This window comes from Paenibacillus oryzae, assembly GCF_001675045.1.
Taxonomy (GTDB): Bacteria; Bacillota; Bacilli; order Paenibacillales; family Paenibacillaceae; genus Pristimantibacillus; species Pristimantibacillus oryzae.
Window position 1 is genome coordinate 336,862 of the sequence record NZ_LYPA01000080.1, and the last position, 15,555, is coordinate 352,416.

Below are 15,555 nucleotides of genomic sequence, written 5' to 3' on the forward strand. Positions count from 1 at the left end.
GCAAAGGATGGTGATTTCAAAAGATGCCGCTGCAAGCAACTGATTCCAAACGTGCGGGAGCGGTCACGACCGCGGCCGTTATCGGCTCAGGCGTTATGGGAGCGGGCATAGCCGCTCATCTTGCCAATGCGGGAATGCGGGTATTGCTGCTGGATGTTTTGCCGCCGCAGGCCAGAAGCGAAGGGGAAGATGGGGGAGCAAATCCTCAGCGTCGGCACGAAAGTTTACGAGAAGCTGGTGAGCATGAAACCCGTCAAGGCGGAGGCCAAGGCAGCAGCCCTGACCGAAATGCGCTTGCTGCTGCCGCGATAGCGGCCATGCCGAAGGCAACTCCGCCCATGCTCTATGATCCCGCTTGGGTTTCCCGCCTCACTCCGGGCAATCTGGCCGATCATGCATCTGCGCTTGGAGATGTCGACTGGATCGTGGAGGCAGTGACCGAACGTCTTGACATCAAGCGCAGCGTGCTGGAGCTGATCGACAATCATCGCCGGCCTGGCTCCATTGTCAGCACGAATACCTCCGGGTTGTCCGTAGCCGCTATGGCGGAGGGCAGAAGCCAGGAGTTCAGGCGCCATTTTGCCGCGGTTCATTTTTTTAATCCGCCCCGTTATATGAAGCTGGTGGAGGTTGTGCCGACTGGCGATACAGACCCTGCCGTGGTGGAGCTTCTGACCGAGCTTTGCGAAAAGAGACTTGGAAAAGGCGTCGTTGTTGCACGTGATACGCCCAATTTCATTGCTAATCGAATCGGAGCTTATGGCATGCTGACAACGCTGCGCGATACGGAGCGTTTTGGCCTGACGGTTGAGGAGGCCGATGCGTTGACAGGTCCGCTGATGGGCAGGCCGCGTACGGCAACCTTTCGCATGCTGGACATGATCGGGCTGGATACGCTGCTCCACGTGGTGGATAATGTCCGGCAGCGAGCGGAAAGCCAGCGGGACCGCGAGCTGTTTGTCCGTCCTCCGGTGCTGGAGGCGCTTGTGGCCAAGGGCAGGCTTGGCGCCAAAAGCGGCGAAGGCTTTTACCGGAAGCTTAGGGGAGGAGACGGGCGAAGCCTGATTCAGTCCATCCGTCTGGACAGTCTGGATTACGGGCCGCAGCAGCAGGTGTCTTCCCCCGCGCTGGATGCGGCAAAGGCTGCTAAAGGAACCGGCAGCAAGCTGAAGGCTTTGCTGGCCGCCGGAGGGAGAGAAGCTGATTTTGTCTGGTCTACGCTGAAATCTCTTTTACTTTATTCCGCGGAAATGGCGGGCGTTATAGCCGATTCCATTTCCGATATCGACCGGGCGATGCGCTGGGGCTTTAATTGGGAGCTGGGACCCTTTGAGCTGTGGGACGCGATTGGTCTGGCAGAGTCCGCCGCAAAAATGAAGGAGGAAGGAGAGGAATTGCCGGAATGGGTGGAGTCGTGGCTCTCAAGCGGACGGACTTCCTTTTACGAGACGGGCATGGGCAAACGGTTTTATGCGGCGGAGGGCGGCAAGCTGGCCGAGGAGCGGGAGGATGGAGACACGTTGTATCTGGCGCCGCTGAAGGCAAGCGGTAAAACGATATGGAGCGGCCAAGGGGCAAGTCTTGTCGATTTGGGCGACGAAGTGGCATGTCTGGAATTCCATTCCCCGAATAATGCCATTGGCGGAGATATTTTGTCCGCCATCCGGTATGCAACGGCGGAGGTTTCGCGCAATTGGCGCGGCCTGGTCATTGCCAATGAAGGGCGGAATTTTTCGGTAGGCGCCAATTTGATGCTGCTGCTGATGGAGGCGCAAAACGGCGAGTGGGAAGAGGTTGAGGATATGATCCGGGCCTTTCAGAGCAGCATGCTGCAGCTGAAGCGGCTGGATCGGCCCGTTGTCGCCGCGCCTCATCGGATGACCCTTGGCGGCGGCGTGGAGGCCTGTCTTCCTGCAGATATTATAGTGATGCCTCCAGAAACCTATTTTGGCCTGGTTGAAACCGGGGTTGGCCTGATTCCCGCCGGCGGAGGCTGCAAGGAAGCGGCAGCGATGGCGGCGCTCCGGGCGGAGTGGCCGGCAGACATAGCACATGGCGGTTCCGTGAAGAATGCGGGAGGCACGGATGTAGTCTATGCTCTTGCCAGGCTTCAGCCCCAATTGACCGCGATGTTTGAAACCATTGCTATGGCCAAGGCCTCGGGGAGTGCGCATGAAGCCGCAAAGCTTGGTTTCCTGCGGCCGCAGGACAGAATAATCAGACGTCAGGACAGCCGGATCGCGGAGGCCAAACGGGCCGTGCTGGAGCTGGATCGCCAAGGCTATTCGCCGTCCGGCGACGAGCGTATTCCTGTAGCGGGAAGGGAAGGAAAAGCGCTTTTGTCCCTGGCAGTAAAGTCGTTAAGGCTTGGAGGACATGTCAGCAGCCATGATGCATTGATCGGGAGCAAGCTTGCGCATGTGCTGAGCGGGGGTGATATTGCTCCGGGCACGGCTGTAAGTCCGCAATATTTGCTTGACCTGGAATGCGAAGCGTTCCTCAGTCTGTGCGGGGAGCGAAAAACGCAGGACAGGATGAGCCACATGCTGGCAACGGGCAAGCCGCTTCGCAATTGACCGGCAGATGGGTCGCCGGAAAGGGGGAAGGGACATGTCAGAAGCAAACGTTTCGCCGTTTCAAGACAATGATCGGGACCCGGTTCTTGTAGCCGCCGTGCGCACGCCGACGGGCAAGGCCTTTAAGGGAAGCCTTGCCGGGGTGAGGAGCGAGGATTTAGGGAAAACCGCGCTTGCCGGCGCGCTGGGGCGGCTGCCGGGCCTTAAGCTGGCGGATGTAGAGGATGTCATCATCGGCTGCGCGATGCCGGAGGGGGAGCAGGGGCTGAATCTGGCGCGCATTATTTCCCTGTATGCGGGCTTGCCGCCGTCCATCCCCGCCGTTACGGTCAACCGCTTCTGCGCCTCCGGCCTTCAATCTATTGCGTATGCGGCGGACCGGATTGTGTCGGGCGGCGCGGACGTAGTGATAGCGGGAGGCGTGGAGAGCATGAGTCATGTGCCGATGGCCGGCTTTCGGATGTCCCCTCATGCGGGCATCGCGGATACGATGCCCGAAATTTATATGAGCATGGGACATACGGCCGAGGAGGTCGCACGCAAATTTGGCGTATCGCGTGAACGGCAGGACCAGTTTGCGGCGGAAAGTCATGTCAAAGCAGCTGCCGCGCTGGATGAGGGACGGTTCAACAGGGAGATTGTTCCCGTCATGGCAAGGCGATCAGGGAGCGACAGCAAAGGCAGGCCGTGGGAGAGCAGCTTTATTTTTGATACCGATGAAGGGGTTCGCCGCGATACGGATACGGAGACATTGTCGAGGTTGCGGCCTGCGTTTGCCCGAGAGGGGACGGTTACGGCGGGCAACGCCTCGCAAATGAGCGACGGGGCGGCTATGACGGTGCTGATGAGCCGTGCCAAAGCCCGAGAGCTCGACATTCGGCCGCTGGCCGTGCTTCGCGGGTTCGGAACCGCAGGCGTTGCGCCTGAGCTTATGGGAATCGGCCCCTTGGAAGCAGTACCCAAGGCGCTGAAGCAGGCTGGTCTGGAGCTGGGGCAGATCGATCTGTTTGAACTGAATGAAGCGTTCGCCGCCCAATGCATTCCTGTCATCGACGGGCTTGGTATAGACCCCGCGCGGGTCAACGTAAATGGCGGGGCGATTGCGCTGGGCCATCCGCTGGGCTGCACCGGCACCAAGCTGACGGTATCATTGGTACATGAGCTTGCCCGCAGGGGAGGCGGGATAGGAATCGTGACCATGTGCGTGGGCGGAGGCATGGGGGCGGCTGGCGTATTCGAAGTATACGGTGAGGAGGGGGAGTCATGAGCGCGGGAAGGATTTCCTGGAGCGGCCGGTTCGTTATAGAAAATATGGCGCCGGAATTGACGACAACGCCGGAGGATTTTACAGAGGAGCAGCTAATGCTGGAGGATGCGGCGCGGCAGTTTGTAGAGGGAGAGCTGCTGCCGAACGACGCCAATTTGGAGGCGCTGAACTACGAGCTGACCGTCAGCTTGATGCGGAAGGCGGGAGAGCTCGGTCTTTTGGGGGCCGATGTGCCGGAGCAATACGGAGGTCTGGGGCTGGATAAGGTAAGCACGACGCTGCTTGCGGAAAGCATGGCCCGAGCATCTTCCTTTGCCCTGTCCGTTGGAGCGCATGTAGGCATAGGCACGCTTCCTATTGTGTTCTACGGTACGGAAGAACAGAAAAACCGATATTTGCCCGAATTGGCGTCCGGCGCCAAAATAGCGGCTTATTGCCTGACGGAGCCATCCTCCGGCTCCGACGCGCTGGGAGCGCGAAGCACTGCCAGGTTATCGCCTGACGGCAAATCCTATATATTGAACGGCTCCAAGCTTTATATCACCAATGCGGGCTTCGCCGATCTTTTTATCGTATACGCCAAAGTGGACGGCAAGCAGTTTACCGCATTTATTGTGGAGCGCGGCACTCCGGGGCTTAGCGTTGGACCGGAGGAGAGCAAGATGGGCATTAAAGGCTCCTCGACCTGTCCCTTGTATTTTGAGGAAATGGAGGTGCCTGTAAGCAATGTGCTGGGGGAGATAGGCAAGGGCCATCTGATTGCCTTTCATATATTAAATATCGGGCGATTCAAGCTTGGCGCAGGCTGTCTGGGGTCCGCGAAGGAAACTATTCAGCTTTCGGCGGCTTACGCCAATACGCGCCAGCAGTTCGGGCGACCCATCTCCTCCTACCCGCTTATTGCCGCGAAGCTGGCGGATATGAATATCTGCGCCTACATGCTGGAGAGCATGGTTTACCGGATCGCGGGCTGGATGGATGAACGTCTTGCAAGCATTGGCGAAAATAGGGCGGCAAAAGCAATAGGCGAATATGCGCTGGAATGCTCTATCGTCAAGGTTTTTGCTTCGGAAGCATTGGACGCGATTGTGGATGAAGGGGTGCAAATTCACGGCGGTTACGGCTATATCAAAGAATACAAGGTGGAACGGCTTTACCGGGATTCCAGAATTAACCGGATTTTTGAAGGCACCAACGAAATCAATCGTTTGCTTATTCCTGGAATGCTGCTGAAAAAAGCGGCAAAAGGCGAGCTTCCGCTTCTGGAGAAGGCAAAGGAGCTTCAGGCGGAGGTGATGGGGGCCGCTGCTGCGCCTTCCTTTGACGCTCCGCTCGACAAAGAGCTCTATCTGGTTTCGCAAGCCAAAAAAGTATTTCTTCTTGTTGGCGGCCTGGCTGTGCAAAAGTATGGTTTGCGGCTAGAGGAGGAGCAGGAGGTGCTGTGCGTATTAGCCGATTTGATGATTTGCATTTTTGCAATGGAAAGCGGGCTGTTGAGAGCGAAAAAAGCGCTGGGCTCAAAGGAAGCGGCGTTGAAGGAAGCGGCGTTGAAGGAGTTGGAGAAAAGAGCAGCGGAGGAGCGTACAACTCTGGCAAGCCTGATGGTGGAGACGTTCGTTCAGGAGACCGTCGACAAGGTTCACGGGCTTGCCAAAACTGCGCTGGTTGCCCTGGAGCGGGGAGACGGCCTGCAATTGCAGCTGTCCATTTTGAGAAAGCTGCTGCGTGCGCCGGCAACGGACATCATCAGCCGGAAACGGAAAATTGCGGCGAAGGTGATTGAAACCGAACATTACGTTAGGTAAAGGGGGAGCTCAGTATTGGAACAGCATGACGAAACGGAACGTACTGCCCACTCCGAAGACCATGCCGGATCCGTCTCTTCGACTCCGCAATCCGCAGAGGCGGAAACGCCTTCCGCGGATTTGCCGGAGAAGCCCTGGCTGAAGCATTACCCGGCGGAGGTTCCTCCTTCGCTGGATTACCCCGATATTAATGTAGCGAAGTTTCTGCTGGATGCAGCAGAAGCTTATCCCGACAAAATTGCGGTTCATTTTATGGGCAAAAATGTTACCTACCGCAAGCTGAAGGAGGATGCGCTTTCCTTAGCCGCAGGGCTGGCCCGGCTCGGCATTGCAAAAGGGGACCGGGTCGCCATTATGCTGCCCAATTGTCCCCAGGCGGTAACGGCGTTTTATGGCGTTTTGCTGGCGGGCGCGGTTGTGGTTCAGACCAACCCGCTTTATGTTGAACGCGAGCTTCAGGAGCAGCTTAAGGATAGCGGCGCACGTGCCATCATAACGCTGGATTTGCTGTACCCCCGATTGTCCCGCGCTCGCGGAGAACAGCCTCGGGAAGGGCAGCTGCCCGAATTGCTCCATGTTATAGTTACTTCTATAAAGGACGGTCTTCCTTTTCCGCTTAACCTTCTATACCCGATCAAGCAGCGCAAAGAGGGAGTTCGTCATAAAATGCCTTACGGTACTGAAGGCGTTCGGAGCTACAGGGAGTTGATTTCTTCCGGGCGGCGCTTGGAGCTTGAGCAACTGCCAGAGCTTGGAACGGGCGATGAGCTTGCCGCTCTGCAGTACACGGGAGGTACAACGGGAACTCCGAAGGGCGTCATGCTGACGCATGCCAACATGGTGGCCAACACGCTGCAAATATCTGCCTGGTGCTATAAGCAGAAGCCTGGCGAAGAAATCTATTTGGCGGCGCTGCCGCTGTTTCATGTATTTGGATTAACGGTATTAATGAATATGTCGGTGCGGAGCGGCGGGAAAATGGTGCTGCTTCCCCGCTTTGAGCCGGATAAGGTGCTTGAAGCCATCCAGAAGCAAAGACCAACGATTTTTCCCGGAGCTCCTACCATGTATGTTGCCCTTATCAATCGAAAGGATGCGAATCAATTCGACTTGTCGTCGATTAATGTGTGCATAAGCGGCTCCGCTGCGCTGCCTCTGGAAATTCAGGACAGCTTTGAGCTGTTGACGGGCGGGCGTTTGATTGAAGGCTACGGCTTGACCGAGGCTTCGCCCGTTACTCATGCCAATCCCATCTGGGGAAGGCGCAAAATCGGCACGATTGGCCTTCCTTTGCCCGATACGGAAGCCGCCATTATGAATCCTGTGACTGGCGAGCGTCTTCCCCCGGGACAACTGGGGGAGCTGGTGATCAAAGGCCCGCAGGTGATGAAGGGATATTGGGGCCGTCCGGCTGAAAGCGAGGGAGCGTTCAACGATGGCTGGCTGCGGACGGGTGATTACGCATCGATGGACGAGGAGGGATATTTTGCGATCAAGGACCGGTTAAAAGACGTCATTATCGCGGGCGGCTACAACATTTATCCTCGCGAAGTAGAGGAGGTGCTGTTCGAGCATCCGGCAGTGAAGGAAGCCGCAGTGGCTGGCATGAAGGATCAATACCGGGGTGAAAGCGTAAAGGCTTTTATTGTGCTGAAGGACGGCTGGCAGGTATCCCCGTCTCAACTGGACCGATGGTGCCGGGATCGTCTTGCTGCCTACAAGGTGCCGCATCGTTATATTTTCAAGGAATCGCTGCCCAAAACCATGATTGGCAAGGTGCTGCGCCGCAAGCTTTCCGAGGATGAAGAGAATGTATAAAAGGTTTATCGGCCCTATTTCCGAACGCCAATAAGAAAGCGCTACCGAAATGTTCACTTTCATAATTGATTTTAAACTGTTATAATAGTAAGAAAAATGAAAACATTGTGACTCATTGGCCATGGAGTTGCCGTACCGAGCGGGGGGTTATTGCGGTGTCAAAGCCGCAAACGTTCTCGGATCATGCTGTTTAGGACGACCATCCATCGTATAAGGGAGGAGATTTCATGGCGAAGCATAGCCAGAATGAAGTCAAGGAAAGCCTGAAGGAACTGACGAGGATTTTTCAGCCTAAGGACCCGCGGAAATTTGTGAAGGATTATATTCGCAAATACCGAATCACTGGTGGATACGAAGATGAATTAACCTCTCTAGTAGAGGATGAACTCGGCAGGCTAAATTCCTCGGTGGGATGAATCATAATGAATATAGGCTTTGTCGGCGTCTCTGTACGCTGGCAAAGCCTTTTTGTTTCCGGACAAGTCACAAAAACGATATCATAAATGCTAAAAAGTGCATTGCATTAACGGAATAAATAAACTATACTTCTTTTTAGTGATAATGAGAATTGATATCATCCGAAGGAGACGTTATGGCTAATTTACATCAGAGCAATCCCGCTTTGAAGCGCGGAGACCATCAAAAGCTCAAAAGCCGTCCATGGGCAGCAACGCTCATTATTTTTGGCGGCATTGCGGCTTTAATTTTTGGATTAGGGCTGTCGGTATCATTTGGAGCCGCGGATATCAAGTTTGCAATTGTGTGGGAAGCGATCTTTCGTTTTAACCCGGACATACCGGATCATCATGTCATATGGGAGCTGCGTCTGCCCCGCATTATTGGCGGCGCTATGGTTGGAGCCAGCTTTGCGGTAGCGGGCGCCATCATGCAGGGGATGACGCGAAATCCGCTTGCAGATTCCGGCTTGCTTGGTTTGAATGCGGGAGCCGGCTTTGCGTTGGCTATTTGTTTTGCTTTTTTTCCGGGTTTGCCTTTTATGTATATCATTATGTTCTGTTTTCTTGGCGCAGGTATTGCGGCGGGATTGGTTTACGGTATCGGAGCGCTGGCCAAAGGCGGCTTAACCCCGATGCGTCTGGTGCTGGCGGGCGCAGCGCTCAGCGCTTTGCTTAGCGCTCTTAGCGAAGGAATCTCTTTATTGTTCCGGGTTGGCCAGGATATCGCGTTTTGGTACGCCGGAGGCCTGGCGGGAACCAAGTGGCTGCAATTGAAAATTATGCTGCCCTGGATAACCGCTGCAATCGCGGGCGCAATCGCTTTATCACGTTCGGTTACTCTGCTTAGTCTGGGCGAGGATATTGCCAGAGGGCTGGGGCAGCGCACTAAACTGATCAAGCTTGCATGCGCCATCATCGTGCTGATCCTTGCCGGATCGGCGGTTTCTGTTGTTGGAGCCGTTGGTTTTGTCGGTCTGATTATTCCCCATCTCACTCGCAAGCTTGTGGGAGTGGACTATCGCTGGATCATTCCTTGCTCTGCCGTGCTTGGAAGCCTGTTGGTCGTGTTCGCAGACCTTGCGGCACGGATGGTTAACCCGCCTGAGGAAACGCCGGTTGGCGCTTTGATCGCATTGATTGGCGTTCCGTTTTTCCTCTATCTGGCGCGTAAGGAAAGGAGGGAGCTGTAGAAATGTCCATGGTTACGGCTTCTCAGGTAGAGCAACAAAAGGTAAAACGAGGAATGCTTGTTGTCGGCATATTGGTCGCACTTATTATTATTGTATTTATTATTAGCATGAATACGGGACATATCCGGCTTTCTCCCCTTGATGTGATAAAAACGCTGTTTGGTTACGGAACGCATAACCAAAGCTTGATCCTGTTTCAGTTTCGTTTGCCGCGTATCGTTATTGCAGTGCTGATCGGGGCTGGGCTTTCAGTATCCGGCGCCATTATGCAGGGCATTTCCCGGAATGCGCTTGCTGATCCCGGCATTCTTGGCATTAATGCGGGCGCCGGACTGATGGTGATGCTGTTTATCTTTTATTTTCCAACGACAACAGCTGCGCCGCCGTTTATGCTGCCTCTGCTGGCACTTCTTGGAGCCGGCTTAACGGCTGTACTTATTTTTTCATTGTCCTACAAGCGCGGAGAAGGTATAACGCCAACCCGGCTGCTTTTGACCGGTATCGCGGTGGCTGCGGGCATTAGTGCGGCCATGATTGTTCTGACGCTCAAGCTGGACCCAGACAAATATCAATTTGTTGCAACGTGGATGGCCGGCAGCATCTGGGGAACGACCTGGAAGTATGTTTATGCGCTTTTGCCCTGGATTTTTGTGCTGATTCCGTATGTCATGATTAAAGCCCGTACTCTTAACGTGCTTAATCTTGGCGATGCAACGGCAAAAGGCCTGGGCGCCCATGTGAGTAAGGAGCAGCTGAAGCTGATTGGCGCAGGGGTTGGCCTTGCTGGCGCTTGCGTTGCAATTAGCGGCTCCATTGGCTTTGTAGGTTTGATTGGTCCCCATCTGGCGCGCAGGCTGGTTGGCTCCAATCATCGGTTTGTATTGCCAGCATCCGCTTTTCTGGGCGCATTGCTTGTGCTTACGGCGGATTTGCTGGGCCGTTCCATCTTGCAGCCGAAGGAAGTGCCTGTAGGCATCGTGGTAGCGGTTATCGGGGCGCCGTATTTCCTTTATTTGCTGGCAAGATCCAAATCTTGATAACAGAAAGGAAGGATTGGAATGAATGAGCAGCTGGAGCTGTTTGACGTAACGATTATCGGAGGCGGGCCTGCAGGCCTTTATTCCGCTTTTTATAGCGGTATGAGAGAAATGAAAACAAAGCTGATTGAAGCACAGGAGGAGCTTGGCGGGCGCATGCTGATTTATCCTGAAAAAATTATTTGGGATGTAGGAGGCGTGACGCCAACCCGTTGTGAAAATCTGATCAAGCAGCTGGTGGAGCAGGGAAAAACCTTTGATCCAACCATTGTGCTAGGCCAGCAAATCGTTAGTCTGGATCGTCAAGAGGACGGCACCTTTATTTTGACCGCCAACAACGGGGAAAAGCATCATACGCGCGCTATCGTTATGGCTTGCGGCTACGGCATTCGCAAAATGGCGAAGCTGGAAATCGAAGGCGCTGAACGCTACGAGGTGAGTAATCTCTATTATACGGTTCAGGATATAGAGACCTTCCGGGGCAAGCATGTGTTGATTTCCGGCGGCGGCGACTCGGCAGTGGATTGGGCCAACGAATTGGAGCCTTTGGCTGCAAGCGTTACCGTTGTACACCGGCGCGACGCTTTTGGCGGTCTGGAGCGTAATGTAACCCGTATGAAGGAGTCTTCGGTGCGAGTGCTGACGCCTTACGCCTTGCAGGCGTTAAGCAGCAGTGACGGAGCGCAAATCGACAAGGTGACGATTCAGCATGTCGAGACAGAGGAGCAGCATCAGTTGAATGTGGACGCCGTTATTGTCAATCACGGTATGAGGAGTGATTTTGGTCCAATCCGCGATTGGGGATTAGATATGGGCGAGTGGAAAGCCAATGTAACCCACAAAATGGAAACCAATATACCGGGTATTTTTGGCGCAGGGGACTTCGTTGGTTTTGAAGGCAAGGTAGGTTTGATTGCGGGCACGTTCACCGATGCTGTATTGGCATTAAACAGCGTTAAGATATATCTGGACCCTGAAGCCACTCCTTATGGCTATGTTTCCTCCCATAACGACCGCTTTAAAGAAAAAAACAAACAGCTTGAAGAGCTGCAAAAAGTATAAAGCTGAAATGGGTACAAAGCCCGGCCTTCTTAATGAAGCCTGGCTTTTTCTTTTTTTGGTCGCTCAATAGAATATGGGCATGAGTTCCTTCTTTGTGGAATAGGGTAGCATATACCCCCAGATTCTGCTATTGGGCATGACGAAGAAGGAGGCTGGCAAACATGTCGGTGGAGCTTAAGACGAGAGAGCATATCAGGGGAATACGCAAGGCGGGCCGTATAGTTGCGGCCTGCCATAAAGCGTTGTCCAGACGTCTTGCGCCTGGAGTAACCACGCTCGAAATTGACCGGTTTGTTGAACGCTTTATGCTGGACAGGGGAGCGCAGCCCGCGCAAAAGGGCTACAAGGGTTATCCATACGCGATTTGCGCGTCCGTTAACGACGTGGTTTGCCACGGTTTTCCCGATGCTGAGCCGCTGGAGGCTGGCGATATCGTGACTATTGATATGGTGGCGGATTTGAATGGATGGAAGGCGGATTCCGCCTGGAGCTATAGCATTGGTAAAACAAGCGCTTCTACAGGCAAGCTGCTTAAGGCAGCCAAGGATGCAATGCTGGAAGGCATCAAAAAGGCGGTGCCTGGCAATCATGTCGGAGATATTGGTCATGCGGTGCAAACTCGGGCGGAGCGTCATGGCTTTTGTGTTGTGCCCATGTTTGTGGGGCATGGCATTGGCCGCAGCATGCACGAATATCCTGATGTTGACCATATGGGACCTCCAGGGCAAGGCGTCGTTCTGGAAGAAGGCATGGTTATTACGGTCGAGCCGATTGTTACGACTGGCCGTCCTGATATCCTCATCGGGCGGGACGGCTGGACGGCGCGCACGGTAGACGGCGGATGGGCGGCCCAGTTTGAGCATACCATTGCGGTGACAAAGGATGGGCCGATTGTGCTTACCCGTTGGGATTAAGCAGTGTGAAAATAAACGATTTCTGGCTCCAGTAGCTAAGCAGGAAAAGTGGAATTTCCGTTAAAATTTTGGCAAGGGGCAGCGGTATGCCAGCCTTTTTGTAGAGCAGGAACAGCAGCAAGTAGTTCAGGCAGGCAATCAGCACCGCCAGCAATGCATACCTCGGAAAGGCCGTTCGATGGCGTATGCCGCTCTCCTTGAAAAAAACAACATTTCGATTTAAGGTATAGTTCAGCAAGGCGCTGATACAACGCACTCCCCAAACGGCCAATATGAGGCTGGAGCTAAGACTGTGCAGAAGAAGAACCAGAACGAAGTCGACGGCTCCGGATATAAGCGATGACCCGCTGAATTTGAGAAAAGGGAGATACACGCTGGCTGAATCCGCTATCGGGCGGAAATGAGAGGATTCATTGTTGTTTAAATAGACGGTATCAATGGTTATTTCTTTAATGGCATACCCGTATTTGGCTGCGGTCAGTAAAACATTCATTTCATATTCGAAGCGCTCTCCCGGAACCTCAAGAAGAAAATCCAGCATGTCGGTTGAGTAGCCTCTAAGCCCGGTTTGCGTATCGTGGATCTTAACGCCGGTACTGCGGGCATAGACAAAGCGGGTTGCCGAATTGCCGAATCGGCTGCGCAGCGGAACTTTTCCGCTAAAACGGCGGCCTCCAAGCACCATGGATCGGCTATCGGGCTCCACGCAGGAGCCTACCCTCATAATATCCTTGGGCAAATGTTGTCCATCGCTATCCGCGCATACCACTTCTCCGCTTGCTCCGATTCCCTTCAAATAGGAAAAGCCTGTTTTGAGCGCGCACCCCTTGCCTCGATTGGTCTCATGGGTCAGCACGATGCAGCCCATCCTGGAGGCAGTCTGGAACAGCTCTTCATAACATGCGCCGCTGCCATCGTCCACGATGATGATGCCAGGCTGCGGGTTGGTCTCCTTCAAGCTTTCAATTAATGCAATCATCCGCATATCGGGCTCATAAGCCGGTATTAACACATACATGTTCGCCAGCCTCCCTGTTGTCGTGACCTTCCGCTGACCCTTTATTCAGCCACATAGAGAATATCGCTGACGCCGCGTTCCTTTTCTTTACCGGAGGGGCGATTGACCACTCTGCCGTTAAAATACATGGTCGAGGAGCCTCACCCGTCCAGATTATAGGCTTCCGATGCGCCAAGCTTCACAAAAAGGTCGGCCAATTCATTCAGGGTCATACCGCGGCTATAACCTCGGCTTCGGCCGTCAACGACAATGAACAGGTAGTGACCAGAATCAATAATACCGAAGGCTGTTCGAGGATTGGCATCTTCGATGGAGCGGTTGCCAAAGTTGGTATCAATGGCGACTTGGTCCAGACCGTCCTTGGCTTTACCGTCCGCTACAAGCGCCGGGCCAAAAGAGTAGGTATGCAATACCTTGCGGGCAAGCAAATCCCGGGATGCAACCGAGTTTTCATTGAAGATCTCAACCGAGCCGTCGCGGAAAATAGCCATGGCGTCCCTGACAGGTTCGTCGCGGTACAAGACGCCGTTACGGATGATGACTCCATCGTCGCGGAAGCCGTAATAATCGCCGTTAATGGCAAATAAGGCTCCGTTGTTTTCTGCGATGGCCGAAGTCGGTTCAATAATATTGCGGCCAAAGCTGTTTTTGGCAAAGGCGGCGCTCAGGCTGGATAAGTCCGATAACTCTACATCAGCCACATAATAGGTGATCCGATCATCTCCCTCGCCTTCCTGCACCTCGCGAATAGCTATGCTAATATCATCACTGGCATAATTCCAGTCGTCCTTAACAATGGAGCCGGAAGATTTGTCTTCTTCAGCTCCACCGGCAGAGCCATCCGTATCGGCAGCAATGGGGGAAGGCGTCACGACAAGCTCGACATGTTCAATCAGATAACGGTCAGCGAGCAAGTAGAGTGCAGCCATAACCGCCAGCAGCAAACCTCCCAGCGATAGCAGAAGCTTTTTTTTCAACCTTCGTTTTATGGCTATCGCCTCCTAATCCTATAACTGCTTGCTAGAAGCATATTCGTTATTGTGAAGGGGGAAGGTTAAGGCTTTCTGAAGACTGACTGAATGTTTGCTGAGTGTTTCTATCCGCCTGCGGCAGCCTTTGCTGCTGGTTGTATATGATCGGTTCCCGGAGCCTTTTGTTGAAAGACATATTGAGTGAGCAGCAATCCCGTTATACCCATTGTGAAAAAGATAAGCGCCATGTAGCCGGACTGTAGAACAGCCCCCAGACTGACGGCAAGTGCGCCGAAGGCTCCCGCAAATTGGCTCAGCAGGCCATAGACGGCAAGATATGAGCTGCGTGCCCGATCATCTACAATTTCAGCGAGGTAGGCTTGTCTGATCGGCGTAAAAATCAGTTCCCCAATAGTCGCCCCCAGCATGGAGATGATGAGAAGCCATACCGAATTGCTGTAGCCGACAATCGCGTAGCCTGCAGTGTAAAGAAGTACGCCTATGTAAATCATTCTGGCTGGCTTGAAGCGGCGAACAAAGCTGGCTGTCCAAATGGCAAATATAACAATGATGAGTGTATTTTCAATCTGTAGCAGGCTGGTCATGCGAATGCCGGTTAATGGGATGGAGTAGCTTTCTATGAGATGCAGCTGTCTCGGAACAAACTCGGCTTGCAAACGAACGCTCACATAGTTATACAGGTGGATTTCAAGCGAACGGATTAACAGACCGCCGATGCTGTACAAAATAAATAGCTTGTCCTTTGCTACCATCCGGTAATGGACGGCCATGTTGCGAAGCGGCCCGCGCCCTTCGCTTTTTCTTTGGCGAGATACCACCGGGAAGTGGGTTTCCCTTATAAAAAACAAGGTTAATACCAGCGTTATCAGACTCGCTGCTCCCATTGCCGTCAGCAGCTCCATCCGATGCGTGGCGAATAAAAAACCGCCGATTGGCGCGCCAATTGAAAGTGAAAGATTGATTGCCCAAAAGTTAATGCTATAAATAAAGGCCCGATTTTCCTTGCTGCTGACGTCAATCAGCATGGCTTCCGCCGCTGGATTAAACAAGCCGTTGCCGATGCTGATCAGCAGAAGCATGGAGAATGTCAGCCAAGTGGAATCCAGATAGGGGGAGTTAGCAAACGCCATCACCAGCACCGCGGCAAAACGGAGAATCTGGGCGCAAGCCATTATTTTTTTTCTCCCGTGGAGATCCGACATGTACCCGCCGTACATGCTTCCGCCAATTTGCATCAGCAGGTTGGCCAGAAGCAGCAGGCCCGCAAGACCGGCTCCAAGTCTCTGCGTGAAATAAATCGCCATAAAAGGCAAAACCATGGCTTCGACGCAGCGTGTCAAAAATGTAGTCCAAATTCTGATTTTAATATTGCGGTCCAATAGCCTGAACATAGAGTCGGCCCCCTTCCTGTTGTGTAG

The 15,555-nt window shown here is 53.7% G+C and carries 12 protein-coding genes; 9 read left to right on the forward strand and 3 right to left on the reverse strand.

The annotated features are described in order from the left end of the window. Positions 1 to 23 precede the first annotated feature (23 nt). From A7K91_RS25480 to map, 9 genes are all read left to right on the forward strand, one after another. The gene (locus A7K91_RS25480; RefSeq protein WP_068687294.1) at positions 24 to 2,576 is read left to right on the forward strand and encodes a 3-hydroxyacyl-CoA dehydrogenase/enoyl-CoA hydratase family protein; all 2,553 of its coding nucleotides are present in this window, start codon (positions 24 to 26) and stop codon (positions 2,574 to 2,576) included. A gap of 34 nt (positions 2,577 to 2,610) precedes the next feature. Beyond that, on the forward strand, positions 2,611 to 3,843 hold the full coding sequence (locus A7K91_RS25485; RefSeq protein ID WP_068687295.1) for a thiolase family protein: 1,233 nt from the start codon (positions 2,611 to 2,613) through the stop codon (positions 3,841 to 3,843). Then, positions 3,840 to 5,648: an acyl-CoA dehydrogenase family protein gene (locus tag A7K91_RS25490; RefSeq protein ID WP_068687296.1), complete on the forward strand. Its 1,809-nt coding sequence runs from the start codon at positions 3,840 to 3,842 to the stop codon at positions 5,646 to 5,648. Before A7K91_RS25485 ends, A7K91_RS25490 begins: the two co-directional genes overlap by 4 nt. A gap of 120 nt (positions 5,649 to 5,768) precedes the next feature. Then, positions 5,769 to 7,466 carry a long-chain-fatty-acid--CoA ligase gene (locus A7K91_RS25495; protein ID WP_068687392.1) on the forward strand — a complete coding sequence of 566 codons (1,698 nt, stop codon included), beginning with the start codon at positions 5,769 to 5,771 and terminating at the stop codon, positions 7,464 to 7,466. Positions 7,467 to 7,693: 227 nt separating this feature from the next. Continuing rightward, the gene (locus A7K91_RS25500) at positions 7,694 to 7,882 is read left to right on the forward strand and encodes a hypothetical protein (RefSeq protein WP_068687297.1); all 189 of its coding nucleotides are present in this window, start codon (positions 7,694 to 7,696) and stop codon (positions 7,880 to 7,882) included. A 176-nt stretch (positions 7,883 to 8,058) separates the two neighbouring features. Beyond that, positions 8,059 to 9,114: a FecCD family ABC transporter permease gene (locus tag A7K91_RS25505; RefSeq protein ID WP_068687298.1), complete on the forward strand. Its 1,056-nt coding sequence runs from the start codon at positions 8,059 to 8,061 to the stop codon at positions 9,112 to 9,114. Between the two features lie 2 nt (positions 9,115 to 9,116). Further along, positions 9,117 to 10,151 (forward strand): FecCD family ABC transporter permease, encoded by a 1,035-nt coding sequence (locus tag A7K91_RS25510; RefSeq protein WP_068687299.1) that lies wholly within the window; start codon positions 9,117 to 9,119, stop codon positions 10,149 to 10,151. Between the two features lie 21 nt (positions 10,152 to 10,172). Further along, positions 10,173 to 11,213 carry an NAD(P)/FAD-dependent oxidoreductase gene (locus tag A7K91_RS25515; RefSeq protein WP_068687300.1) on the forward strand — a complete coding sequence of 347 codons (1,041 nt, stop codon included), beginning with the start codon at positions 10,173 to 10,175 and terminating at the stop codon, positions 11,211 to 11,213. Positions 11,214 to 11,374: 161 nt separating this feature from the next. Continuing rightward, complete coding sequence (map, locus tag A7K91_RS25520) at positions 11,375 to 12,127, forward strand: type I methionyl aminopeptidase (protein WP_068687301.1); 753 nt, start codon at positions 11,375 to 11,377, stop codon at positions 12,125 to 12,127. On the opposite strand, the gene A7K91_RS25525 is transcribed toward map, so the two are convergent. The 3 genes from A7K91_RS25525 to A7K91_RS25535 form a co-directional block, all read right to left on the reverse strand. Next, a complete protein-coding gene (locus A7K91_RS25525) occupies positions 12,111 to 13,145 on the reverse strand; it encodes a GtrA family protein (protein ID WP_068687302.1) in 1,035 nt (344 codons plus the stop codon). The genes map and A7K91_RS25525 overlap by 17 nt on opposite strands. Before the next feature lie 140 nt (positions 13,146 to 13,285). Next, the gene (locus A7K91_RS25530) at positions 13,286 to 14,122 is read right to left on the reverse strand and encodes a phosphodiester glycosidase family protein (RefSeq protein ID WP_245697817.1); all 837 of its coding nucleotides are present in this window, start codon (positions 14,120 to 14,122) and stop codon (positions 13,286 to 13,288) included. 119 nt (positions 14,123 to 14,241) lie between these two features. Then, positions 14,242 to 15,528, reverse strand: a complete 1,287-nt coding sequence (locus tag A7K91_RS25535) for an MDR family MFS transporter (protein ID WP_068687303.1) — start codon at positions 15,526 to 15,528, stop codon at positions 14,242 to 14,244. Between the last annotated feature and the right edge of the window lie 27 nt (positions 15,529 to 15,555).